Annotated in this window: 22 protein-coding genes; 8 read left to right on the top strand and 14 right to left on the bottom strand. The window is 60.5% G+C overall.

All coding sequences use genetic code 11. The features are described 5' to 3' along the window. Positions 1-7: 7 nt before the first annotated feature. The 3 genes from mnmE to ACTRWK_RS05815 form a co-directional block, all read right to left on the bottom strand. A complete protein-coding gene (mnmE, locus tag ACTRWK_RS05825) occupies positions 8-1,294 on the bottom strand; it encodes a tRNA uridine-5-carboxymethylaminomethyl(34) synthesis GTPase MnmE (RefSeq protein ID WP_289081923.1) in 1,287 nt (428 codons plus the stop codon). A gap of 30 nt (positions 1,295-1,324) precedes the next feature. Continuing rightward, entirely contained in the window at positions 1,325-2,596 is a 1,272-nt protein-coding gene (gene rho / locus ACTRWK_RS05820; protein WP_005850767.1) for a transcription termination factor Rho, read from the bottom strand. A gap of 123 nt (positions 2,597-2,719) precedes the next feature. Beyond that, on the bottom strand, positions 2,720-3,169 hold the full coding sequence (locus tag ACTRWK_RS05815; RefSeq protein ID WP_286758641.1) for a CopD family protein: 450 nt from the start codon (positions 3,167-3,169) through the stop codon (positions 2,720-2,722). A gap of 404 nt (positions 3,170-3,573) precedes the next feature. Between ACTRWK_RS05815 and ACTRWK_RS05810 the strand changes: the two genes are divergently transcribed. Genes ACTRWK_RS05810 through dnaQ form a run of 4 tightly spaced genes read left to right on the top strand, consistent with a single transcriptional unit; the run spans position 3,574 to position 6,272 of the window. Beyond that, a complete protein-coding gene (locus ACTRWK_RS05810; RefSeq protein ID WP_289081921.1) occupies positions 3,574-4,173 on the top strand; it encodes a Maf family protein in 600 nt (199 codons plus the stop codon). Next, positions 4,170-5,003: a shikimate dehydrogenase gene (locus ACTRWK_RS05805; protein ID WP_289081920.1), complete on the top strand. Its 834-nt coding sequence runs from the start codon at positions 4,170-4,172 to the stop codon at positions 5,001-5,003. The genes ACTRWK_RS05810 and ACTRWK_RS05805 overlap by 4 nt, the downstream gene beginning before the upstream one ends. After that, positions 5,003-5,593, top strand: coding sequence for a dephospho-CoA kinase (gene coaE, locus ACTRWK_RS05800; protein ID WP_184583687.1), 591 nt, complete (start codon positions 5,003-5,005; stop codon positions 5,591-5,593). The genes ACTRWK_RS05805 and coaE overlap by 1 nt, the downstream gene beginning before the upstream one ends. Beyond that, positions 5,586-6,272, top strand: coding sequence for a DNA polymerase III subunit epsilon (gene dnaQ, locus ACTRWK_RS05795; RefSeq protein ID WP_462843819.1), 687 nt, complete (start codon positions 5,586-5,588; stop codon positions 6,270-6,272). The genes coaE and dnaQ overlap by 8 nt, the downstream gene beginning before the upstream one ends. On the opposite strand, the gene secB is transcribed toward dnaQ, so the two are convergent. Together secB and ACTRWK_RS05785 are read right to left on the bottom strand one after the other, a co-directional pair. Beyond that, on the bottom strand, positions 6,269-6,760 hold the full coding sequence (secB, locus tag ACTRWK_RS05790) for a protein-export chaperone SecB (protein WP_005850756.1): 492 nt from the start codon (positions 6,758-6,760) through the stop codon (positions 6,269-6,271). The two genes, dnaQ and secB, sit on opposite strands and share 4 nt — an antisense overlap. Before the next feature lie 117 nt (positions 6,761-6,877). Further along, the gene (locus ACTRWK_RS05785; protein ID WP_009825706.1) at positions 6,878-7,372 is read right to left on the bottom strand and encodes an FxsA family protein; all 495 of its coding nucleotides are present in this window, start codon (positions 7,370-7,372) and stop codon (positions 6,878-6,880) included. 102 nt (positions 7,373-7,474) lie between these two features. On the opposite strand from ACTRWK_RS05785, the gene ACTRWK_RS05780 reads away from it, so the two are divergent. The 3 genes from ACTRWK_RS05780 to ACTRWK_RS05770 are packed head-to-tail and all read left to right on the top strand — an operon-like array spanning position 7,475 to position 9,764. Beyond that, on the top strand, positions 7,475-8,134 hold the full coding sequence (locus tag ACTRWK_RS05780) for a Tim44/TimA family putative adaptor protein (protein ID WP_005850752.1): 660 nt from the start codon (positions 7,475-7,477) through the stop codon (positions 8,132-8,134). A gap of 38 nt (positions 8,135-8,172) precedes the next feature. Then, positions 8,173-9,168 (top strand): murein transglycosylase A, encoded by a 996-nt coding sequence (gene mltA / locus ACTRWK_RS05775; RefSeq protein ID WP_064217232.1) that lies wholly within the window; start codon positions 8,173-8,175, stop codon positions 9,166-9,168. Beyond that, entirely contained in the window at positions 9,165-9,764 is a 600-nt protein-coding gene (locus ACTRWK_RS05770; RefSeq protein ID WP_037965690.1) for a Smr/MutS family protein, read from the top strand. Before mltA ends, ACTRWK_RS05770 begins: the two co-directional genes overlap by 4 nt. Here ACTRWK_RS05770 and ACTRWK_RS05765 read toward each other — a convergent pair. From ACTRWK_RS05765 to hslV, 3 genes are read right to left on the bottom strand one after another with little or no spacing between them, the layout of a single operon-like run. Then, positions 9,761-10,990, bottom strand: a complete 1,230-nt coding sequence (locus ACTRWK_RS05765; protein ID WP_180828500.1) for an MFS transporter — start codon at positions 10,988-10,990, stop codon at positions 9,761-9,763. The two genes, ACTRWK_RS05770 and ACTRWK_RS05765, sit on opposite strands and share 4 nt — an antisense overlap. Positions 10,991-11,028: 38 nt before the next feature. Continuing rightward, positions 11,029-12,336 carry an ATP-dependent protease ATPase subunit HslU gene (hslU, locus tag ACTRWK_RS05760; RefSeq protein ID WP_037942445.1) on the bottom strand — a complete coding sequence of 436 codons (1,308 nt, stop codon included), beginning with the start codon at positions 12,334-12,336 and terminating at the stop codon, positions 11,029-11,031. Next, on the bottom strand, positions 12,333-12,890 hold the full coding sequence (hslV, locus tag ACTRWK_RS05755; protein WP_278376258.1) for an ATP-dependent protease subunit HslV: 558 nt from the start codon (positions 12,888-12,890) through the stop codon (positions 12,333-12,335). The genes hslU and hslV overlap by 4 nt, the downstream gene beginning before the upstream one ends. Positions 12,891-12,964: 74 nt before the next feature. Between hslV and ACTRWK_RS05750 the strand changes: the two genes are divergently transcribed. Continuing rightward, positions 12,965-13,930: a phosphotransferase family protein gene (locus tag ACTRWK_RS05750; RefSeq protein ID WP_289081919.1), complete on the top strand. Its 966-nt coding sequence runs from the start codon at positions 12,965-12,967 to the stop codon at positions 13,928-13,930. A 36-nt stretch (positions 13,931-13,966) separates the two neighbouring features. On the opposite strand, the gene trxA is transcribed toward ACTRWK_RS05750, so the two are convergent. The 6 genes from trxA to tsaE are packed head-to-tail and all read right to left on the bottom strand — an operon-like array spanning position 13,967 to position 22,794. Continuing rightward, a complete protein-coding gene (trxA, locus tag ACTRWK_RS05745; protein WP_005850739.1) occupies positions 13,967-14,287 on the bottom strand; it encodes a thioredoxin in 321 nt (106 codons plus the stop codon). 37 nt (positions 14,288-14,324) lie between these two features. Then, positions 14,325-17,702 carry a double-strand break repair helicase AddA gene (gene addA / locus ACTRWK_RS05740; RefSeq protein ID WP_289081918.1) on the bottom strand — a complete coding sequence of 1,126 codons (3,378 nt, stop codon included), beginning with the start codon at positions 17,700-17,702 and terminating at the stop codon, positions 14,325-14,327. Next, positions 17,699-20,662: a double-strand break repair protein AddB gene (addB, locus tag ACTRWK_RS05735; protein WP_037942449.1), complete on the bottom strand. Its 2,964-nt coding sequence runs from the start codon at positions 20,660-20,662 to the stop codon at positions 17,699-17,701. Before addB ends, addA begins: the two co-directional genes overlap by 4 nt. Further along, positions 20,655-21,347, bottom strand: a complete 693-nt coding sequence (locus tag ACTRWK_RS05730; protein ID WP_037942451.1) for a nucleotidyltransferase family protein — start codon at positions 21,345-21,347, stop codon at positions 20,655-20,657. The genes addB and ACTRWK_RS05730 overlap by 8 nt, the downstream gene beginning before the upstream one ends. Then, the gene (locus tag ACTRWK_RS05725) at positions 21,323-22,336 is read right to left on the bottom strand and encodes an aminoglycoside phosphotransferase family protein (protein WP_289081916.1); all 1,014 of its coding nucleotides are present in this window, start codon (positions 22,334-22,336) and stop codon (positions 21,323-21,325) included. The genes ACTRWK_RS05730 and ACTRWK_RS05725 overlap by 25 nt, the downstream gene beginning before the upstream one ends. Then, a complete protein-coding gene (tsaE, locus tag ACTRWK_RS05720) occupies positions 22,324-22,794 on the bottom strand; it encodes a tRNA (adenosine(37)-N6)-threonylcarbamoyltransferase complex ATPase subunit type 1 TsaE (RefSeq protein WP_005850727.1) in 471 nt (156 codons plus the stop codon). The genes ACTRWK_RS05725 and tsaE overlap by 13 nt, the downstream gene beginning before the upstream one ends. Position 22,795: the final 1 nt, after the last annotated feature.

Below are 22,795 nucleotides of genomic sequence, written 5' to 3'. Positions count from 1 at the left end.
ACTCCATCTATTTTCCCAAGCAAAAGCTCGAAAAGATTACATCCAGCAGGTTCTCAACGTCAATTCGGCCTACCAGCGCCTCAAGTGCGCGAATCGAATGGCGCAGTTCTTCTGATGCTATATCATATTGATCGGGGCCGTGATCCAGAACCAACATCGCAGCGGCTAATCCCTCGGCTGATTTCTGCAATGCAACGCGGTGACGTTCGTGCGTCGCAAGGCCGGCATTCAGACTTCGCGCGCCAAGGATGGTCTGTATTCTTTCTATCAGCTGCGGTACGCCCTGCCCTGTCACACCAGATATAGCTTTGTCAGCGCTATCGCGTAAGTCAGCCTTTGGTCGTAGGACGATATCATCCGCAACCGCGGCAACGGGCAGCTCCTCACCCTCTTCAACCAAAAACACGCGCAGGTCAGCTTGCTCGCCGCGGGTTTTCGCGCGGTCGATCCCGATGGCTTCGACCTCGTCTGCCCCTTCGCGCAAGCCCGCCGTATCCAGCAAGGTCACCGGCAGGCCACCAAGGTCCATCCGGACCTCGATCACGTCGCGCGTCGTACCCGCCACGGCAGAGGTGATCGCCGCATCGCGCCCCGCCAATGCGTTCAACAAAGTCGATTTCCCGGCGTTGGGCCGGCCGATGATCGCGACCTCAAAACCCGTTCGGATACGTTCCGCCGTATGGGTACCGGCGATTTCAGCCAGAATATCGGCGTTCACCGCATTCAGCAGTTCCGTAACCTCGGGCGAGACGTCGACGGGAACGTCTTCATCCGCGAAATCGATGGTCACCTCAAGCAGAGCGGCTGCGCGGATCAGTTTTTCGCGCCAGATATCGACCTTTTGACCCAAGTGCCCGGACAAAACGCGCAATGCTTGTTTTCGCTGGGCTTCGGTCTCTGCCTCGATGAGGTCACCCAAACCCTCAACCTGCGTGAGATCCAGCTTGCCATTCTCCATCGCACGGCGGGTAAATTCGCCCGGCTCGGCAAGGCGCGTGCCGTCAAAACCAGAGAGCAGCGCCAGTACCGCACGCACCACGGCGATGCTCCCATGTAAGTGAAGCTCGACCGTGTCTTCGCCTGTAAAGCTGTTCGGACCTTCGAAGGTCAGGACAAGCGCACGATCAATGACCTGTCCATCGGCGTCACTAATTGCCCGCACGGCGGCCACCCGCGGGGCGGGCAACGGCTGCGCGATGGTTTCAGCGATGAAAAACGCCTGCGGGCCCGAGATACGAATGACGCAAACACCGGCCCGCCCCTGCGCTGTGGCTTGGGCGAATATCGTATCCATATCATTTAACCCACTGATTTAAGTGAATATTTAGCTATTCATTGAGTCGAAGAAATCGGAGTTCGTCTTGGTTTGCTTCAACTTCCCGATCAGGAATTCAATCGCATCCGTCGTGCCCATCGGGTTCAGAATACGACGCAACACAAAGGTCTTTTGCAGATCGTTTTTGTCGACCAGCAGATCCTCTTTCCGCGTACCGGACTTCAGAATATCGATCGCAGGGAAGACGCGCTTGTCCGCAATCTTGCGATCCAGCACGATTTCAGAGTTACCGGTCCCTTTGAATTCTTCAAAGATCACCTCGTCCATGCGGCTGCCGGTGTCGATCAGCGCGGTGGCGATAATGGTCAGCGACCCACCCTCTTCGATGTTCCGTGCGGCACCGAAGAAACGTTTGGGGCGCTGCAGCGCGTTGGCATCAACACCACCGGTCAGAACCTTACCCGACGACGGCACAACAGTGTTGAACGCGCGGCCCAGACGGGTGATCGAATCCAGCAAGATCACAACGTCGCGCTTATGCTCGACCAGACGTTTCGCCTTTTCGATAACCATTTCAGACACGGCCACGTGGCGCGTTGCAGGCTCGTCGAAGGTCGAAGAAACAACCTCCCCTTTGACACTACGCTGCATATCAGTGACTTCTTCAGGGCGTTCGTCAATCAGCAGAACGATCAAGTAACACTCGGGGTGGTTCTGTTCGATCGAATTCGCGATGTTTTGCAGCAGAACCGTTTTACCGGTCCGTGGCGGCGCCACGATCAAGCAGCGCTGGCCCTTACCGATGGGCGATACCAGATCGATGATACGCGAGGACCGGTCCTTGATCGTCGGATCATCGACTTCCATCGTCAAACGTTCATCAGGGTAAAGCGGCGTCAGGTTTTCAAAGGCGACCTTGTGGCGCGCTTTTTCCGGCTCTTCAAAGTTGATCTTGGTGACATCTGTCAGCGCGAAATACCGCTCCGCATCATCTGGCGCTTTGATCAGCCCTTCGATTGTGTCGCCGGTGCGCAGCGAGTGCTGGCGGATCATCTCGGGCGAGACGTAAATGTCATCGGGGCCCGGCAAATAGTTCGCTTCGGGCGACCGCAGGAAGCCAAACCCGTCCTGCAACACTTCCAGCACACCATCGCCCGAGATTTCCCAGCCTTCATCCGCACGTTCGCGCAGGATCTGGAACATCATTTCGCCTTTACGCATGGTCGATGCGTTTTCGATCTCAAGCTCTTCGGCCATCGCCAGAAGATTCTTGGGCGTCTGCGCCTTTAGATCGGCAAGGTTAAGTGTTTCAGTTGTCATGGAAATATCCTGTTCCGATTCCGTAATGCGGGCGGGTCGTGTCATAAAAATGGGCAGATGTATACGGTCCCCGGACGGGGTGCAGGAAACACATACTCAGAATGGCGGGTTTCGTCAATCAGCTTAGAATTTCACGACGACCGAGACTACAATGATGATCATCAGCAGCGTCGGGACCTCGTTCATGATCCGGTAACGTTTACCGCTCAGCCGGTTCTCCCCCGCTGCAAAGGCCTTCACACGCCCGACAAGCCACCCGTGGAACCCCGTCATCGCAAATACGCTTGCCCCCTTCGTCCAGGGCCACACAGCGGCCCAGTCGACGATGCCCGGTGTGAACACCAGCGCCAGCCCGAAAATCCAGGTGCCGATCATCGCGGGGCGCATGATCACGGTGGCAAGCTTGAACTCCATCATCTTGAAAAGATCGTGGGTCTGGCCGCTTTGGCCCACCTGCTCTGTATGATGCACGAGAAGCCGCGGCAGATAGAACAGCGCCGCCATCCACGAAATGACCGAGATAATATGAAGCGATTTTACCCAAGGATAGGCGATGGCAAGCAAGTCGGTCATGTCACACTCCGGTTGGTGCCTTCTTACTAATATAAATAAGAAAAGAAGAAAGATGATGATGTAAGTAGGGGGTTCATTTTCTGTGGATTACTGTTTTGTACCTCGATTTATCCACCTGTGCATGTTGTGAATCCCGTCTCGATGATAACTCGGCGCCGCGCGGATAAATTCACCCTTTTTCAAATACTTAAATAAAAAATTTTCAGGGGATAAACTGTGTAGCTTTGTGGATAAGCTTGGGATTAACTCCGTTCAGGGGGTTTGCGATTTATCCTTATGCCGCCCCGTATAAAGCTGGAATTTCCCTCTGGCAGGCAGGGGTTTTCCCGACGCTTTCGCGCACTCTCGCCATTCGGGGGAAAAATCCCTAAGAACTTCCTAGCGTCGCACACAGGTTTATCCCCATGCCCCAACGTTTCATCCTCGCCTCCGGGTCGTCGATCCGGTCACAGCTGCTGCAACAGGCCTGCGTCCCCCATGAGGTGAGCGTGGCGCGAATTGATGAACAAATGATTAAGTCGGCCCTGCTGGCAGAGCAGGCGCCCCCCCGCGACATCGCCGATACATTGGCCGAGATGAAAGCCCGCAAAGTCAGCGACAAGACCCCGGGCGCCTTGGTGATGGGCTGTGATCAGGTGCTCGACCATCGCGGGACGCTACTGTCAAAACCCACCACGCCAGACGAGGCGATTGCCCAGCTGAAATCCCTGCGCGGCGATCGCCATAGCTTGCTATCCGCCGCAGTGATCGTCGAGGATGGCAAACCGATCTGGCGTCACGTGGGTCAGGTGCGGCTGCGCATGCGCGACGCGTCCGACAGCTATATAGAGGAGTACGTCGCGCGGAACTGGGACAGTATCCAACATGCGGTCGGCGCCTATAAGTTGGAAGAGGAAGGCGTCAGGCTGTTCAGCGGCATTGAAGGCGATTACTTTAATGTCCTAGGGTTACCCCTGCTTGAACTGTTGAATTATCTGACGCTACGGGGGGATCTATCCGCATGAGCTTGGCTAAAATACCGCTGGCAGGTGTGATCGGATCGCCGATTGCCCATTCAAAATCCCCGCAGATCCACGGGCACTGGCTGAAAACGCTCGGGCTGCAAGGGGCCTATATCCCCCTGCACGTCGAACCCGAAGATCTGCGCCAAGTGCTTGAGGCGATGCCGAAAATGGGGTTCATCGGGGCCAATGTCACGATCCCCCATAAAGAAGCGGTGATCGAGATCGCAGATATCATTACAGACCGCGCCGCGATGATTGGGGCCGTGAATACGATCACCTTCCGCGCAGACGGTAAAATTCAGGGCGATAATACGGACGGCTACGGGTTTATCGAAAACCTCAAGGCAGGCGCGCCGGATTGGGTGGCGGGTAATGGCCCCGCCTGCGTCTTTGGTGCCGGTGGCGCCGCGCGGGCTGTGATATCTTCGCTACTGGACGCCGGCGTGCCCGAGATCCTGCTTGCCAATCGCACCCGTGTGCGGGCCGAACGCTTGCGGTCGGTCTTTGGTAACCGCGTGACGGTCTACGACTGGTCGCAGGCGGGGACGATGGTCAGCCATGCGTCCTTGGTGGTGAACACCACGTCGTTGGGTATGATCGGAAAATCCGAGCTGCGCGTGCCGCTTGATGGGTTGCGCGCCGATACCGTGGTCACGGATCTGGTATATGCGCCGTTGAAAACCACGCTTCTGGCAACCGCAGAGGCGGCAGGATGCGTCACTGTTGACGGTTTAGGCATGCTTTTGCATCAGGCGGTGCCGGGGTTCGAACGGTGGTTTGGCGCGCGACCGACGGTGGACCATGAAACACGCCTGGCGGCGTTGCGCTGATGTTTCTTCTGGGTCTGACCGGGTCGATCGGTATGGGGAAATCGACCACCGCACAAATGTTCGCTGATCTTGGCTGCGCCGTCTGGGACGCAGACGCCGCCGTGCATCGGCTCTATGCCAAGGGGGGGGCCGCCGTCGCGGCGTTTCAGGAAACGCTACCCGATGCGGTGGTTGCGGGCGAGGTATCGCGGCCCGCGCTCAAAAGCCTGATTGATGCGGACCCCACCGTATTGAAAACGATCGAAAGCATCGTGCATCCGCTGGTCGGCGAAGATCGCGCAGCCTTTCTGGCGGAGACAAAGGCCAAGATCGTCGTGCTCGACATCCCGTTGATTTTTGAAACCGGTGGTGACAAACGCATGGATGCGGTGGCCTGTGTCACGGTCTCGGCCGACATCCAGCAAAAGCGTGTGATGGCGCGCGGGACGATGACGCTGGAACAGTTCGAAAACATCCGCGCCAAACAGATGCCAAACGATGAAAAATGCGCTTTGGCCGATTATGTGATTGAAACAGACACCCTGCCCCACGCCCGCGCGCAGGTGGAGGCTGTCATCGACGATATCAAAGGAAAGCTGTCCCATGCGTGAGATCGTACTGGATACGGAAACCACCGGATTCGACCCTGAAAGCGGCGATAGGATCGTTGAAATCGGTGCGGTTGAACTGATGGGTCACGTGGCGACCGGCAATACCTATCACCAATATATCAACCCCGAACGCAGCATGCCCGCCGAAGCCTTCGAGGTGCACGGGCTGGGCGACGAGTTTTTGCGCGACAAACCCAAGTTTGCGCAGATCGGGCAGGATTTTCTGGATTTCATCGGTGATTCAAAGCTGGTGATCCACAACGCCGCCTTCGATATCAAGTTTCTGAACGCGGAATTGAAATGGATGGGGCTGCCCCAGATCCCGTGGAAACAGGCGCTTGATACGCTGGCCATCGCGCGCAAACGCTTTCCGGGTTCGCCCGCGTCGCTGGATGCGCTATGCCGCCGCTTTGGCATCGATAACACGTCGCGGACGCTCCACGGTGCTTTGCTTGACAGTGAAATTCTGGCGGATGTCTATCTAGAGCTGATTGGCGGGCGGCAACCGGACTTCGGCCTGTCGACCAAACCGGAAAAGAAAGAGGGCGACACCACCCCCGATTGGACGCCAAAACCGCGCCCGACGCCCCTGCCCTCGCGGATAACCCCGCAAGAGGCCGCCGCCCATACCGAATTTGTCGATAAACTGGGCGACAGCGCTGTGTGGAAGACGCTTTAGGCGTCCGCTTTTTGCGTATTCTCGGCCTGACGGCGCGCGATCTCGTTGCGATACAGCGCAACAAAGTCGATGTTTTCGAGGTTCAGCGGCGGGAAGCCACCGTCGCGGGTCACATCGCTGACAACGCGGCGCAGGAACGGGAAGATCATGCGCGGGCATTCAATCAGCAAGAACGGGTGCATCTGGTCTTCGGGCACGTTTTCAACGTGGAAGATACCGACATAGTCGATTTCCAGCAGGAACAGCGTCGCGTCGCCGCCTTTGGCTTTTGACGTGACCTGAAGCTTGATCGCGGATTCATACTGGTTCTCGGCCGACCGCTTTTTCGCATCCAGATTGACCTGAACCTGAACGTCGGGCTGCACATCTGTCGGCGCGCCTTTTTGCGCCATGATGTTTTCAAAGGACATATCACGAATGAACTGACCCAGAATGCGCATCTGCGGCTGTGCGGCCTGGGTCGGTTGTGTTGCTTCTTCTTCAGCCATTTAGAGGCTCCTTAAGACAATAAACTCATTTAGTCGGGCTTATCAGATCGCCTTGCCGCGCTCAATGGCCCGCTTCAAATGGCCTGAAGTCGGTGGCCCGCAGTCAATGCCCCGTCGTCAGTGATCCGTCCAGCCAGAGGGGCGTTTGGGCCCGCGGTCCTGTTCCGACAGCTCGTGGTATTCGCCATCGATCACATCCCCCTGCATCGGACGATGGGGCTGCGGGCGCCGTGGCCCCGAGGTGCCGCCCATATGGACGCTGCTCACGTTGACCTTGCTTCGTGCAGCTTTGAACGCAGCGGTACGCACGCCGGGTATCAGCAGGGCAAAGCCCAAGGCATCGGTGAAAAACCCCGGTGTCAGCAGCAACGCGCCGGCAAACAGGATCATCGCGCCATGCACCAGCGGTTCGGTCGGATCACGGACTTCGGACAGGGACGATTTGATCTGGCCAAGCGCCAGCGCACCCTGAGCGCGCATCAGATAGGTGCCGATGATCGCGGTAGAAACAACAATCGCCAGCGTCCAGCCGAGGCCAATTGCCCCACCCACCTGAATGAACAACGTTATTTCTATCAACGGTACGGCAATAAAAGCCAAAAACAGCCACATGGCATGCGTCCTTTCCTATGGGCCAGAGTGGACTTGGCCCGGTTCACACCCTACATAGGGGCACTAGACCGACGTTTCCATGTTTCTCAGCACGAGGTACCTATGAATTCGCCCATGATACAGCTTCTGGTACTGGCCGCTATTGCCGTGTTCCTGATCCTGCGGCTCAAGAATGTGCTTGGCACACGCACCGGTTTTGAAAAACCGGCCGAGGTCAGCGAGAAACCCGAACGCCCCAGCGGCCCCGCGTTCGAAGTCATCGAAGGTGGCCCTGATCTGGATATCACCGATCACGCGCCCGAAGGGTCCGATACCGCGCTCGCACTGGCCGAAATGAAGCGTGTCGAGCCGTCCTTTGGGGTCAGCGACTTTCTGGGCGGCGCCCGCGGCGCCTACGAGATGATCGTGATGGGCTACGAACACGGTAATCTTGACGAGATCAAACCTTTCCTTTCAGAAGACATCTACGAAAGCTTTGTCGAAGGCGTCGCCGCGCGTGAAGACCAGGGCCTGACCGTGGAAAGCCACTTTATCGGCATCCGCGAGATGGAGCTTGAGAACGCCACGATGGACAAGACCACCAACGAGGCAGAGCTGACGATCCGTTTCGTGGCCGAGCTGACGTCGGTCGTGAAAGACCGCGATGGTGAAATCGTCGAAGGCAGCACGACAGAGGTCAATCGTCAAAAAGACACATGGGTGTTTGCCCGTGTCATGGGCTCGGATGATCCAAATTGGCTGCTCGTTTCTACAGACGGTTAAAGCGTGCCTGTGCGGGTGCATTGCTGTGGGCGGGCCTGATGGCGCCGCCCGCTTCTGCGACAGATGTGTCCTATTCGATCCTGTCGTTCGACCAGCTTGAGGGTTGGGAAACCGACGACCACGCCGCCGCCCTGCGCGCGTTTCTGAATACCTGCGGTGATATGAAGGATGTCGATTGGCGCAACATCTGCGCCTATGCCAGATCCGACCCCGACCCGCGCCAGTTCTTTGAACTTCTGTTCCGCCCTGTGTTGATCGAGGACGGAAACGAGGCGATGTTCACCGGCTATTTCGAACCTGAACTTGATGGCGATCTCTACCCCTCCGACCGCTACCGCTATCCGGTCTATGCCATGCCGCCAGAGGCGAAGGCGAACAACCCGTGGCTGACCCGCCGCGATATTCTGGATACCGACGTGATGAAGGGCCGCGGCCTTGAGATCGCCTATGTTGACGATCCGGTCGAACTTTTCTTTCTGCAAATCCAAGGCTCTGGCCGGATCAGGCTGCCCGATGGAAATTACCTGCGCGTGGGCTACCGTGGGGCGAACGGCCACCCGTACCGGTCGATCGGCGTCGAACTGGTGCGCCGCGGCGTTTATGATCCGCATCAGGTAAGCGCAGAGGTGATCAAGAACTGGGTCCGTCGTAACCCTGATGACGGGCGCGAGCTGCTGTACCACAACCCGTCTTATGTGTTCTTTCGCGAGGTCAATCAGGTGCCCGCCGATCAGGGGCCGCTTGGCGCGATGAACCGGTCGGTGACCACCCTGCGCACCGTTGCAGTGGACCCCAAGTTTGTACCGCTCGGCGCCCCTGTCTGGATCGAAAAAGAGGGCAAGGAACCGATGCACCGCTTGATGATCGCGCAGGATACCGGGTCGGCGATCAAGGGCGCGCAACGGGCGGATGTGTTCTTTGGCACCGGCGACAAGGCGGGGCGTGCCGCGGGCAAGCTGCGTGATCCGGGGCGGATGATGGTCCTGATGCCGATCCAGCGCGCCTATGCGCTTTTGCCGGAGCCGCTGCTATGAGCCGCAAGCGTTTGGATAAGGATGATCTATCGCTTTGGAAAAAGGTGACAGAGCGGACGGAAAAGCTTGATGTTGACAAGCTGTTCCGCGCCGAGATTGACGGCACCTCCCCGATCCACGGCCCCACGCCAACGGCGCCGCAAATCCGCAAGCGCAGCTCTGTCGTCATGGGCAAGCCGGATCCCAAGCCGCGGCGAAACACCCATGATCTGATGCCCTCCCTGCCCGATCAGCTGCGTCAGGCACCGGTGCAGATGGATTCAAAGGCGTTTGGCAAGCTCAAGCGGGGCAAGATGCGCCCCGAAGGGCGGATCGACCTTCACGGTATGACGCTGGACCGCGCGCACCCTGCGCTGACCAAGTTCATTCTGGGCTCGCATGCCAAGGGGCGGCGCCTTGTCTTGGTGATCACCGGCAAAGGCAAGATGCGGGACGAAGGCGGCCCGATCCCCGTGCGCCACGGTGTGCTGCGTCATCAGGTGCCGCAATGGCTGTCGATGCCGCCGCTGTCGTCAGCGGTGCTTCAGGTCAGTCAGGCGCATATCAGCCACGGCGGCGGCGGCGCCTATTACGTCTATCTGCGGCGTCACCGTTAGGCCGTGGCAGGCGCGACCAACCGCTTGCGATAGCGCAACACCCCGACAGTCGCCATGATCGCGGCCACGGCATAGTAGATCGCAATCGGGATCATCTGCTGCGGGAAATCAACGCCCAGATCAATGAACAGCCCCGTCACACCCGGCCCGATGGCCGACCCGAACACCATCAGCGCTGCACCCACGGCCTTGATCGACCCGATATAGCGCGTGCCATAGAATTCGGCCCAGAAAACAGAGGTCGCGGTCGCCTGCATCCCCTGCCCCACGCCAAAGATCATCAACCCGACACCCGCCATCGCAATCGTATCGGCAAAGGCGAGCACGGCGAAAGACAGCGCAAAAGGCAGCATTTGCACCGGCGTGACCCGCGTCACGCCAAACCGGTCGATTGCCCAGCCCGACACAAAGGTCGAGACCACGGATGTCACCGTATAAAGCGGCATCAGCGCGACAAAGCTGACCAGCGTCCAGCCCTTCACCTCTGTCAGGTGGACCTGCTGAAAGAAAAGCGCTGTCCCCCACGCCGGAGGACCGATCACCAGCGGGATCATCAGCCAGAACAACCCGTGGCGGATCATCTGCATCCGCGTCCAGTGCTGCCCGTCCATCCCCGCCGATTGCGTGCTTTGCGCCATGGATTGCGGCGTACGCTCTTGCCGCAGCAACAGCAGCATCACCGGCATGGTGATCAGCACCAAAGCGGCGGCCAGCACCCAAAGGCTGCGCCAGTGAAAGCTTGCGAAAAGGGCGACGAAGACGACAGGCAAAATCGCCTGACCCGCCGCAAAGCCCATAGACGATAGCGACAGCGCCTTGCCCCGTGCGGCTTCGAACCAGCGCACCATGGCCACGGCCCCAAGCTGAGACATCATCCCCTGCCCGGTCAGACGCAGCGCATAGATGACAAAGATCAGCGCGATCCAGTTCGGCACAGCGGCCATCGCCAGACAGGCGCCCGCCAGCGCGACCATCACCCAGAATGACAGGCGGCGCACCCGAAACCGGTCTGTCAGCACACCCGCCCAGACCATCGTGATCGCCGAGAGCGTCGTGCCGATCGTATAGATCCCGCCCCATTGACCGTCAGACAGCCCGAAACTGCCCTTAATCTCGCCCGCGAAAAGCGAGATGAAATAGGTCTGCCCATAGGCCGAGGTAAATGTCAGCAGGAAACCCGCCAACAAGAACACCCAATTGGCGCGGATAAATCTGAAGTATGCCATGCGCCATCATTCTCAGGCGCATGGCAGATTGAAAAGCCCTAAAGAACGTAGCGTGACAGATCGGTGGATCGTGTCAGTTCGCCGAGATTCTGTTCGACGAAATCGCCGTCGACAGTGATCTTTTCGCCGGTGCGATCCGGCGCGCTGAACGACAGCTCTTCAAAGACACGCTCCATCACGGTGTAAAGCCGCCGCGCGCCGATATTCTCGATCGACTGGTTCACGTCGGCGGCGATCTTGGCCAGCGCCTTGATACCTTCGTCGGTGAATGTGACCTCGACCTCTTCGGTGCCCATCAACGCCGTATATTGCAGCGTCAGCGCATTGTCGGTCTCGGTCAGGATGCGAACGAAATCATCCTCCGTCAGCGCGCGCAGCTCGACGCGGATGGGCAAGCGGCCCTGCAATTCGGGCAACAGGTCGGACGGCTTGGCAATATGGAAGGCGCCCGAGGCGATAAACAGGATGTGATCCGTCTTCACCGGCCCGTGTTTGGTAGATACGGTGGTGCCTTCGATCAGGGGCAGCAGGTCACGCTGCACGCCTTCACGGCTGACATCGCCGCCACGCGCGTCAGAGCGGGCGCACACCTTGTCGATCTCGTCCAGAAAGACGATGCCGTTCTGCTCTACCGCCTCGATCGCGGCGCGGTTGACGGTTTCGTCATCCAGCAGCTTGTCGGCCTCTTCGCTGATCAGCACCTCGTAGCTTTCGGCGACAGACAGACGTTTCTTGACCGTCCGACCGCCCATGGCTTTGCCAAACAGATCGCCAAGGTTCATCATCCCCATACCGCCGCCGGGTTGTCCGGGGATATCCATAGCCGGAAACGGGCTAGAGGTATCAGCGACTTCAAGCTCGATCATCGTATCGTCCAGCTCGCCCGCTTTCAGCTTCTTGCGGAACATATCGCGGGTGCCTTCGCGGGCGTCTTTGCCCGCAATCGCGTCAACGACGCGTTCTTCGGCGGCCTTATGCGCGCTGACCTTCACGTCCTCGCGCATGTATTCGCGGGTCATGACGATGGCGCTGTCTACCAGATCACGGATGATCTGTTCCACATCGCGGCCGACATAGCCGACTTCGGTGAATTTCGTCGCCTCGACCTTGAGGAAAGGGGCCCGCGCCAGTTTTGCCAAGCGGCGGCTGATCTCGGTCTTGCCCACGCCGGTGGGCCCGATCATCAGGATGTTCTTGGGGTAGACTTCGTCGCGCAGATCATCGCCCAATTGCTTGCGGCGCCAGCGGTTGCGCAGCGCCACGGCAACGGCGCGTTTGGCGTCGTTCTGGCCGATGATAAAACGGTCAAGTTCAGAGACGATTTCGCGGGGGGTCAGATCGGTCATTGTGTGATTTTCTCCACCGTGAGGTTACCATTGGTATAAACGCAGATGTCCGACGCGATCTTCATCGCATCCCGCGCGATGGTTTCAGCGTCGCGGTCGCTGTCCATCATGCCGCGCGCCGCGGCCAGCGCGTAATTCCCGCCCGACCCGATGGCCGCGACAGAATGTTCAGGCTCCAGCACGTCGCCCGCGCCGGTGATCACCAGCAGCTCGCGCCCGTCTGACACGATCAGCATCGCTTCGAGCTTTTGCAGGTATTTGTCGGTGCGCCAGTCTTTGGCAAGCTCGACACTGGCGCGCGCCAGTTGCCCGGGCGTGGCTTCAAGCTTGGCTTCAAGCCGTTCCAGCAGCGTGAAAGCATCGGCAGTCGATCCGGCAAAGCCCGCCACAACGTCAAACCCGCCGGGGCTGAGCCGGCGCACCTTGCGTGCGGTTCCTTTGATCACGGTTTGGCCAAGGCTGACCTGACCGTCGCCCGCGATCACGACTTCGCCGTCTTTCTTCACACCGATGATGGTGGTCCCGTGCCAGCCGGGGAATTCTTGCTTTGACATGTAGCCTCCATAGTTCAAACCTATATGAAAACCCCGCCGCTGTTTCGCAAGGCTATTGTCCCGAAAGGATTTGAATGCCACCGGTAGACGACCTGAAAACCAAAGGGTTTCAGATATTTGAGCGATTGGCGGCCAAGGCGGGGATTGCGCCCGAAACCTGTACCTGCGGGGCCGAGTGGATCAAGGATGACAGCAATCAGCGCCAGATCGTGCAGCGCTATGACGGGCGTGACGGCGCCTCTGTCGTGCTCAAACACGTGGCCCGTCCGTGGGATACCGACAGGTTCACCGCGATGCTTGCGGCCCATCAGGCTGCCTGTGACGCGCTCGACGGCGTGCCCGGCTATAGCGTGCCACAAATCCTCGCGGCGGACCCGGGCCAGCAGGCCTATCTGATGCGCTTTGCCAAGGGCGACACGTTTCTGGACCTGTGCCGCCAGAGAGAGGATCACGCCCCCTTGCTGCGACGGGCGGGCGGCTGGCTGGCGGCGTTTCACGGGGCCACTTTGCAGGGCACCCATCCGTTTCAGCCGCGGTTCATGGTCAATCACCTGCACCGTCTGGTGGCGCGTGTTGAAAGCGGTGCACGTCGGATCAACGGCAAGCAACGATTTGCGGCCTATGTGGGCCGTATCGCGGACTACGCGCCGCAGGCCCAAGGGCACGCGGGCCAGATCGCAGCGAAACATGGCGATTTGAACGGGTATAATCTGGTGATGGCGCCCGACGAGACGGCAGCGTTCGATTTTTCAGCGACCACACCGTCGCCCGTGGGCTATGACATCGCGCGACTGCTGCAAAGCTATACCCAGATGGTCGGCGACCTTGATGCCTTGCCCAAAGGCCATAGCGTTCCCCCCGCCGCCTGGGACGCGTTCTTTGAAGGATACACGCTGGTGCCGCCCGATGATCCCACGGTGCACTTCCTGACGCGGGTGCAGATCCTGACCGACTGGAACCGGATTCAAGAACATGGATCTATCGCCAATGTCATGCGGTTCGAGCGGATCAAAAAAATAGCGCGCCAAGCCTTTGCCTGACGCGCCATTGAATGTGCTTGCTGCGGGTGCGGCAGCTTAGATCGACTCTTCGATCCAGCCTTGCAGCGCGGCCTTGGGGCGGGCGCCCGCCAGGTTCGATACGACTTCGCCATTCTTGAAGATGAACAGGGCAGGGATGCCACGGACACCCATCTGGGCGGGGCTGTTGGGGTTTTCGTCAACGTTGACTTTGACGATCTTTACCTTGCCGTCCATCTCGGAGGAAAGTTCCTCGAGCGCGGGGCCGATCTGCTTACAGGGGCCGCACCACTCAGCCCAGAAATCCACCACAACGGGGATATCGGAATTCTTAACTTCTGCGTCGAATGTTGCGTCTGTGACTGCGACGGTTGCCATGTTGCTGCTCCTGCACGGGGTTGGTTAGAGTGGGAACCTATGTAGCCCCATGCGTCCCGTCAAGATCGCGCACCCGCGATAGGGCGTTTGTGATCAGCGCGTCGGGCAGTTCCATCAGCGTGGCGGTACGGGTCCATAAAATAGCGGTGCGGATGCGGTGATCGGGAAACACCTGCGCCAGCGCGGCGGCATAGGCCCCCATCTGGCGCAACAGCCCTTCGGGGCAGCGATCAGGCGTGTCCGGTACCACGCGGTTGGTTTTGTAATCCACCAGCAATACATCCGTATCCGACACCAGCAGCCGGTCGATTGTCCCGTGCAGCCGTTCGGTGCCCAAGGGCGCGGTGATCGGTACCTCTGCCAAGGCGTCCTTGCCAAAGACATGCGCCAATTCGGGCGTATCCAAGACGGCGATCGCCTCTCTCAAGGCGGCTTGGGCGACGGTTTCGTCATACCCCTGCGCCAGCGTGTGCAGCACACCGTTCCAGCGGTCGCTGTGCATCATGGGCAGGGTTTCCAGCATCTTATGCACCAGATTGCCGTAGGATTTCGCCGCATCTTCCGATTGGCCATCATCGCCGGGCAGGGCCTTGGCACCGCCCAGATCAGAGGGGGCCAGCGTTTTGGCGCGTAGCGGAATATCGGTAAGGGGCGTGTTAAAAGCAGGCTCTAACACTGGCGTCGTATGGGTTTTGGGGGCGGTGTCGATCACTGGCAGCGCATCCCAGTCGCCATGTTCAAACCGCATCCCGCCCGAGCTGCCAACCGGCTTGGCACCGGCCTGACCCATCGCGGCGCCGACCATCTGATACCAGCTGTTGCCATCCTTGGGCAGCTCTCCCGCCGCGGCCACGATCAGCCATTTCTCGGCCCGCGTCATCGCCACATAGAGCAGCCGCAGCCGTTCGGCCATCTCGCGCGCCTTGCGGTCGTCCAGCGCGCCGCGCATGGCAGCGGGCATATCCCCTTCGGACAGTTTCCACACAGGCGTGTCACCGATCTTGATGATCTCATCGCGGATCACCAAAGGGCGTTTGCCCGTGTCCGGCAGGATCACAATCGGTGCCTCTAGCCCCTTTGCCCCGTGCACGGTCATCACCCGCACCTGATCCGAGGCATTGTCGATCTGGCGCTTGATCTCAAGGTCGTCGGTCTGCATCCACACCAGAAACCCCGTGAGGCTGGGGATTGCGCCGCGTTCATACGATAGCGCCTGCGAGAGCATGGCGTTGATCCCGTCCTCTGCCTCTGACCCCAGCCGCGCCAGCAGCTTACGGCGCCCGTCATGGCGGGTCAGGATACGTTCGATCAGGTCATAGGGCCGCAGGAAATCGACCTGCGCCCGCAAATCTCGGAGGATCGCAACGGTTTCGGGGTAGGCATCGCTGCTGCGCAACGCCTGCCACAGGTGATCTTCCTTGCGGTAGTGGGACAGGGTGAACAACATCTGCTCTGTCCACCCGAACAGAGGCGATTTCAGCGCCGTTGCCAGCGACAGGCTGTCTTCGGGCGTGGCAAGAAAGCTCAGCAGCGCCGCCAGATCCTTGACCGCCAGTTCGGCCCCGACCTTGAGCCGGTCCGCGCCCGCAATCGGCACACCGGCGGTTTTGCACGCGCGGATGATTTCCGAGAACAGATCACTGCGCCGCTGCACAAGGATCAAAAAGTCACCCGCCCGAATACGCCGCCGCGCAAAGGTGCCGGGGGTATCGGTATCGACGGGAAGATAATGTTCGCCCTCGATCAGCTCCTTGATCTGCGACGCGACCTGATCGGCCAGAACGACCGTATGGTGATGCGCCGACTTCTGATCGACAGGATCGGACCATTCACGGTCATCAGGTTCATCGGTTTTCTCAACCACAGGCCAAAGATCAACACGGCCGGGCAGGGCGGATTTGAACGCCTTATGCGCCGCATCCGCCTGAAACCCTGCATCCGTATGCGGGGCGAGCGTTGTATCCACCAGGTGCAGGATCGCCGAGGATGATCGGAACGAATATTCAAGGCTGCGCCGTTGAAAGATCTGACCCGCTTGGGTGATTTTCTGTTCGAACAGATCCTGTTTGTGATCAAACTCGCGCGGGTCGGCCCCCTGAAAGGAATAGATCGACTGTTTTTTATCGCCCACAACGAACAGCGTGCGGTCTTCCTCTTCTCGGGCACCGTCGCCGCTGTAGAATTCATCGGCCAGCCGTTCGATCACATCCCATTGGCGCGGGCTGGTATCCTGCGCTTCGTCCACCAGAATATGATCAATGCCACCGTCGATCCGATAAAGCACCCAAGCCGCGACCGCAGGGTTGGTCAGCAGCGCCCGCGCCTTGAGGATCAGATCATCAAAGTCGAGCCAGCCGCGTTTCTGTTTCTCGTGGGCGTAGATTTCAAGGAAACGATGTGCGAATTGATGCAGCACATGGGTCTTCTGCGCCGCCCGCAGCGCCAGCCGCGCGTCACGGGCATCTTCGACCCGCCGCATCAAGTCATCGACCTGCGGCATCAAATCAAACAGCAGCTTTTGCGTCGGTTTCGTGGGCAGGGTGCCGACCTTGGCGGTAAAGGGTTCCTTGGCACCCGCACCGGTCAGCATCACGTCTTCCAGAACGGGCAGGGCAGAGATATTCATTGTCTGGATCGTCGCCAGCTTTTCCGCCGCTTTGCCGTCCAGCCCGCCCTTGGCCCGCATCGGCGGGATCATCTGTTCAAGGATCATCGCCTCTGATCCCAGAAACACCGAAGTTGTGATCTTCTCCTCGGTCAGGTCGGCGGGCTGATCGAACAGCGCCAGCACATCTTCCCATGACAGCACAGTGGCAAAGCCTTCGCGCTGCCCGACGATACTGCGGGTAAGCTTGCTGAAATCCTCGCCCGTGTACATCCGCGCCAGCGTGGTGATCAGCGCGGCATCCTGCCCCTCGGCCATGGTGTCCACGATCTCGGCCCGCAGCAGATCGGCGGCGCGGTCTTCGATCTCGGTGAACTGCGGGCTCACCCCTGCTTCTAGTGGAAAGCGCCGTAATAGAGACGCACAGAACGAATGGATCGTCTGGATTTTCAGCCCGCCGGGGGTTTCGATGGCGCGGGCAAACAGGGTGCGGGCCATGCGCAGCTTTTCGGGGGTAAAGCCATCCTCGACCCCCAGCTCCGACAGTGAATGACGCAGATCGGCGTCGGTCAGCATGGCCCAGGCACCGAGCCGCTTGAACAGCCGGTTCTGCATCTCTGACGCGGCGGCCTTGGTGTAGGTCAGACACAGGATATGCTGCGGTTCGACCCCGTTCAGCAACAGCCGCGCCACGCGGTCGGTCAGCACGCGGGTCTTACCCGACCCCGCATTCGCCCCCAACCACGTAGAGGCATCGGGCCGCGCCGCGTCGATCTGCGCGCGGGTGGCGTCGTCAAAGGGGGCGGTCATGTCAGATCCTCCGGCGTGGGTTCGGTTGTGGCATCCCATTCGCCAAACCGGGCCAACTGGTCATAATCGCCCGCAAAATCCGTGGTTTTAACCATCCGGCGCGCGGTAAAGCCTTGTTCATCCGACAGGTAGCTGGTGATCAGCGCGTGCAACTTGGCCAGCACCTCGTGCGGGGGTTCATCCTCAAGCGGCGCTGGGCGTTCCACCGGTTTGCTGCCAAGCCCGATATAGGCGGCTTGGGCAACGGGGGCGGGGCCGATTTCCTTGAAACCGCCTTCCTCGACCATCGCGGCTTCAAGCAGCAACTGCTTATCAAATGCTTTCTGCTCGGCCACACTGGGCGGCGTGCCGGTCTTGTAGTCATAGATCAGAATATCGCCATCTTCCGTCCGGTCGATCCGGTCGGCAAATCCCATAAGGGTAAAGCCCAGATCGGGGAACGCGTGACTGCCCTTGGCGGCTTTTTCAAAAGCGGCGGGGGTGGAATAGCTTTGTCGATGCAGCTCGTTTTCGATGAACCAATCGGCAATCCGTTCGATCTTGGTCAGCCACATGACGCGCGCGGCGGGCCAGGGGGCTTCGGCCTCTAACACGGTGCGGGCCGTCTCTAACAAATGGCTTTTCGTCAAAAGCGCAGGCTCCGCTGTCACCGATTTGATGAAGCGTTCCATGATCTCGTGCACGATGATGCCGCGCACAGGCGCGTCTGGCGATTGCACCAGCGGGTTCAGCGCACGCAGTTTCAGGCTGTGTTTGGCATAGATCGCATAGGGGTCGCGGATCAGGCGCTTGATCTCTGTTACCGACAGCGCGTGGGGGCGTGCGGCACGGGGCGGGCGCGGCGACGGGCGCGGCGCGGGGGGCACACGGGTCACGGTTTCCAGCGCGCGGGCCTGATCCAGCCAGTGGTCGCCGCGTTTGATCATCGCCGTCCACGCCGCATCACCGCCCTGCGCGGGCAAACCGTTCAGCAGGTTGCCCAAGCGGTTGAGCCAGCGCGAAGGCACGGTTTCCGCCTCGTCCGAGCGGATTGCGCGGGTCAAACAGACCTCGGGCGCGGCAATGGATTGTTGATAGTCATGGGCCGACAGGCCGATCCGCCGTTCGGGCAGCAGCAAACCGGCTTTCAGGCGCATCTGGCGGTTCAGCCAAGGGTCGGGCGGCGGAGCTTCGGGCCAAGTGCTGTCGTTCAGCCCGCCAAGGATCACCAGATCGGCGCCTTGCACGCGGGCCTCGAGCGTGCCCCAGATCATGACGTTGGGATGCGGCGCGTCGCGGTCGCGGATTTCGCCCTGTTGCAGCAGGGCACCCACCAGATCGGTATAATCCGCTGCCGACATCTCGCCCCCATAGGGCGCGTTTTCGGCAAGGTCGTTCATCACCTTCGCCGCCTCTTCGCCCGCGTGGTGCTGCCACAACCCGTTGGGCTGGCTTGGCGTGGCACCGTCGGCGATGGCATCGGCCAGCGCCATATGCAGGGCGACCCATTCCTCTAGCGGCCGGTCGCCGGTGAGTTCGCAATCGGTCAGATGGGTGCCGACCCAATCGGCCCAAACATCCATTTGCGCGGGGTCTTTCGACCGCGATACCGTCTTGCGCGCCAGTTTCAACACACCTTCCGCATCCGGATAGGGCAGCCCGTCGCGGCGCAGTTGCAGTTCCAGCCGTTGGGTGTTGAGCTGGTGAAAATTGCGATCCCCGCCGCTGTGGGTTAGCGGGTGTTTCAGCAGGGTTAGCAAGGCTTCGGAATCCAGCTTGCGCAGGAACAGATCGCCCACGTGACGCAAGAACCGACCCGGAGGCGACAGATGCAGCGGCAGGCCCGCGCTGTCGTCGGGCAGGATGTTCCACCGGTCCAGCGCCGAGGTCACCTGACGCGACAGCATCCGGTCCGGGGTGATCAGCGCGGCGGTTTTACCGTCCTCGACTGCTTGGCGCAGGCGCAGCGCAATCGCAAGCGCTTCGGCACGTGGGGTGGGGGCCTGTATCAGGGTTAACCCTTCGGTGGCCTGATGCAGATCGGGCAGTTTCGGCCCTTCGGTCAGCCAGACGTGGGTCACAGGGGCAGGGCGCAGGGACAGCGACACCAACGCATTGCGCGCGGCAGAGGGCGGCGGCGTGTCGGTCCAGGCATCGATCTTGCTGCGCGACATCTCGAGCTGGCGCAGCAGGTCGCGGAACCGGTATTGCGGATGATCCTGAGAGATCTTTTCCTGATCCTCGCCCAGATCGGTCCAGACCGCTTGCGGCATGTCGAAACAGAAACCCGGAAGCACAAGCGCGCCTTGCGGCAGCTTTGCCACCGCCTCCATCAGCAGGGCAGAGGTGCCCCGTGATCCGGTAGAGCCCGCGACGATCACCGGATGCCGGGGCGGGTTCTGCTCCCACTCTGCGATCAGGCGCTGTGCGACCTGACGTTGCCGCGCACGCGGATCGGGGCGGGTGACGCTTTCCCCCAGATACTGATGCGCGATGGCGAGGAACTGTTTCGCGCGTTCCCAATGGCCCGATTGGTCGCTGACATCCAGCTCGGTCACGGCCTCGACCGGCACGCCTTCGCCCTGCATTTCGTCGATCAACTGCGCCAGACTGTCCGACAGGTCATAAAGCGACGCGCGCGGGGCCAGTTCAGGCGCTTGATCCAGCAGCTTTGACACCAGTGTAATCAACTCTAACCGGCGGCGTAGAGCCGGACCGGGGCGCGGCAGGTCAACGCCGCTGCCAAGGGTATCAAGGTTGTCGATCAGATGGATGCGCGGCAGCAGGCTGGGCGGGCCCGCGTCAAAAATATCGCGCAAACGCCGCTGCATCCGGCGGGTGTTCACCACCAGATCGATCCGCCCGATGGCATGGGCGGGTTGCCCTTCCAGCCGCGAAAGCAAACCCCGCACCAGTTCCTTGGGAAAGTCGACGCCGGGGGCCAACCCGAAAACGCGCGGTGCGTCCTGCGGTTCAAACATCGGCGGCGTCCAGCATGTCTTCGGCAAGGGTGATCCCGCCGGGGTGGCCGACATCGCACCAGCCGCCGGGATAGGACAGCCCATACATCCGCCCGCGGTCCAGCATCACGTCCCACAAGAGGTTGAGCGAGAATGCACGCTCTGAAATCGTCTCTAACAGGTCGGTTTTGATGATCTGCACCCCGCCATAGACAACCCCCGGCCCGCGTTTCAACGCGCCGTCGGTGCCCATTGTAAAGTCTCCGTCGCCCCCATGCCCCACGGCCTGCGTCACCGGCACGCCCATCAGCAGCGCATCCATCCTGTCGGGGTCCCATGCGTCCGCCAGCAAGGACAGCGGGTTGGGGCCCGCCCAGATCGCATCGGTGTTCATGGTAAACACGGGCCCGTCGCCCAAAAGCGGCAACGCATTGCGCAGCCCGCCACCGGTTTCCAGAATATCGGGCTGTTCCACAATCGTCTGCACGTCGCGCCCCGCCAGATGATCCAGCAGCGGGTCGGGCTTATAGTGCAGGTTCACGACGATCCGCCGCGGCGCGACACCGCGCGCCAGATCAAGCGCGTGGTCGATCAACGGCTTGCCCGCGACAGGGATCATCGGCTTGGGCTGGTCTTTGGTCAGATGTTGCATCCGCGTGCCGAAGCCGGCGGCAAACATCATCACGGCATCTGGGGCGTGGCGCATCTGGCTTTCAAATCCTTCAGAAAATCGGGGGTCGGCGCGGGGAGGGCGGGACGCAGTACATCGGCCAAGGGCGCAAGCGCCGGATCATCAAGGTTACGCTGCACATAGCCCCAAACGCGGGGGATGAAATCGACGTAGTGCGCCTTGCCGTCGCGCAGGCACAGCCGTGCAAAGATACCCAAGATCCGCAGGTTGCGTTGCAGGCCAAGCAAGGCATAGGCGCTGCGGAAGGCGGCATCATCCTGTCCGCTTTGCCGGATGTAATGGGCGATCATCGCCGTCTCGATCTGCGGGATCACATCGCGCCGCGCATCTTGCAGGATCGAAACCAGATCATAGGCGGGGTGGCCCTGCAGCGCGTCTTGGAAATCCAGCAGCCCCACGCGGGCAGAGCCCGTCCGCTCGGGCCGCCACAACAGATTTTCAGCGTGGTAATCGCGCAGGATGATCACACGGGGGCTATTGTCCAGCGCGCGGGCCAGCGGGGTGAAGAGGGCGTTAAACTCCGCCGCGGCGCCGCTGTCGGGGGCGTACCAATCAAACACCATCTGCGCCGCCTCTGTCAGCCAATCGGCATCGCAGAGCGGCAGATCGGGGGGCGGGGCCTTGTGCAGGTCCAGCAGACAGTCCGTCGCGGCGGTATAAAGCTGCCGCGTCATCGCGGGCGATTGGATCATCAGCCGCGCAAACAGGTCATCGCCCAGATCCTCGATCAGCAGAAAGCCGTTGCCTGCGTCTTGCGCGTAGATCTCGGGCGCGCTGGCCCCTTGGGCGCGCAGCCAATCGGCGATGCGGACAAAGGGGCGCACGTCTTCGCCCTTGTCGGCGGGGGCGTCCATCAGCACGGCGGTGCGGCCATCATCAAGGATCAGACGGTCATAGCGGCGGTTCGATGCGTCCCCGGCCAGCAGATCGCGCCGCGCCTGTGCCCACCCCGCATCGGCAAGAAAGCGGTCCATAGCGGTCATACGGTCGTTCATTTGCGCCATGCCCCCAGCTTTTCGGGCCATTTATCGTCGTTCCACGTGGCAGAGAGCCGGCGTGTGTCGTCGCCGGTGACCGTCAACGTCAGATCAAGCGCATCTTCGGGGCGCAGATCGCCCAGCCTGTCGGGCCATTCCACAAGGCAGATGGCATCGCTGAACGCATCGGTCAGCCCCAGCTCTTCGATCTCGTAGACAGAGGTCAGACGATACAGATCCGCATGCCAGATCGCGGCGGCGGGGGCGTCATAGGTCTGCACCAGCGTGAAGGTGGGCGAGGGCACGTCTTCGGGCACCGCCAGCAGCGACTGGATCAGCGCCCGCGCGAAATGCGTCTTGCCCGCGCCAACGTCGCCGGTCAGTAAAACAACGTCGCCCGCAGTGAGCGCGCGCCCAAGGGTCACGGCCAATCGGGCGGTTTGGTCTGCGTCATGCAGCGTAAGATCAAGTGCGTGTGATGCCATG

This window comes from Sulfitobacter sp. G5_S2_6_S6 (assembly GCF_054968505.1).
Note: the sequence above shows the minus strand (reverse complement) of the source record. Positions and strands in the feature narration are given on the sequence as shown.

Excerpts from the sequence above, each read along its gene's own strand:
- tsaE (WP_005850727.1), bottom strand. The coding sequence starts at position 22,794 with ATGGCATCACACGCACTTGATCTTACGCTGCATGACGCAGACCAAACC.
- mltA (WP_064217232.1), top strand. The coding sequence starts at position 8,173 with ATGGCGCCGCCCGCTTCTGCGACAGATGTGTCCTATTCGATCCTGTCG.
- ACTRWK_RS05750 (WP_289081919.1), top strand. The coding sequence starts at position 12,965 with ATGCCACCGGTAGACGACCTGAAAACCAAAGGGTTTCAGATATTTGAG.
- hslV (WP_278376258.1), bottom strand. The coding sequence starts at position 12,890 with ATGTCAAAGCAAGAATTCCCCGGCTGGCACGGGACCACCATCATCGGT.
- addB (WP_037942449.1), bottom strand. The coding sequence starts at position 20,662 with ATGTTTGAACCGCAGGACGCACCGCGCGTTTTCGGGTTGGCCCCCGGC.
- ACTRWK_RS05815 (WP_286758641.1), bottom strand. The coding sequence starts at position 3,169 with ATGACCGACTTGCTTGCCATCGCCTATCCTTGGGTAAAATCGCTTCAT.
- secB (WP_005850756.1), bottom strand. The coding sequence starts at position 6,760 with ATGGCTGAAGAAGAAGCAACACAACCGACCCAGGCCGCACAGCCGCAG.
- ACTRWK_RS05805 (WP_289081920.1), top strand. The coding sequence starts at position 4,170 with ATGAGCTTGGCTAAAATACCGCTGGCAGGTGTGATCGGATCGCCGATT.
- addA (WP_289081918.1), bottom strand. The coding sequence starts at position 17,702 with ATGACCGCCCCCTTTGACGACGCCACCCGCGCGCAGATCGACGCGGCG.
- trxA (WP_005850739.1), bottom strand. The coding sequence starts at position 14,287 with ATGGCAACCGTCGCAGTCACAGACGCAACATTCGACGCAGAAGTTAAG.
- ACTRWK_RS05725 (WP_289081916.1), bottom strand. The coding sequence starts at position 22,336 with ATGGCGCAAATGAACGACCGTATGACCGCTATGGACCGCTTTCTTGCC.
- mnmE (WP_289081923.1), bottom strand. The coding sequence starts at position 1,294 with ATGGATACGATATTCGCCCAAGCCACAGCGCAGGGGCGGGCCGGTGTT.
- rho (WP_005850767.1), bottom strand. The coding sequence starts at position 2,596 with ATGACAACTGAAACACTTAACCTTGCCGATCTAAAGGCGCAGACGCCC.
- ACTRWK_RS05810 (WP_289081921.1), top strand. The coding sequence starts at position 3,574 with ATGCCCCAACGTTTCATCCTCGCCTCCGGGTCGTCGATCCGGTCACAG.
- ACTRWK_RS05730 (WP_037942451.1), bottom strand. The coding sequence starts at position 21,347 with ATGCGCCACGCCCCAGATGCCGTGATGATGTTTGCCGCCGGCTTCGGC.
- hslU (WP_037942445.1), bottom strand. The coding sequence starts at position 12,336 with ATGACCGATCTGACCCCCCGCGAAATCGTCTCTGAACTTGACCGTTTT.
- ACTRWK_RS05785 (WP_009825706.1), bottom strand. The coding sequence starts at position 7,372 with ATGTGGCTGTTTTTGGCTTTTATTGCCGTACCGTTGATAGAAATAACG.
- ACTRWK_RS05765 (WP_180828500.1), bottom strand. The coding sequence starts at position 10,990 with ATGGCATACTTCAGATTTATCCGCGCCAATTGGGTGTTCTTGTTGGCG.
- coaE (WP_184583687.1), top strand. The coding sequence starts at position 5,003 with ATGTTTCTTCTGGGTCTGACCGGGTCGATCGGTATGGGGAAATCGACC.
- dnaQ (WP_462843819.1), top strand. The coding sequence starts at position 5,586 with ATGCGTGAGATCGTACTGGATACGGAAACCACCGGATTCGACCCTGAA.
- ACTRWK_RS05780 (WP_005850752.1), top strand. The coding sequence starts at position 7,475 with ATGAATTCGCCCATGATACAGCTTCTGGTACTGGCCGCTATTGCCGTG.
- ACTRWK_RS05770 (WP_037965690.1), top strand. The coding sequence starts at position 9,165 with ATGAGCCGCAAGCGTTTGGATAAGGATGATCTATCGCTTTGGAAAAAG.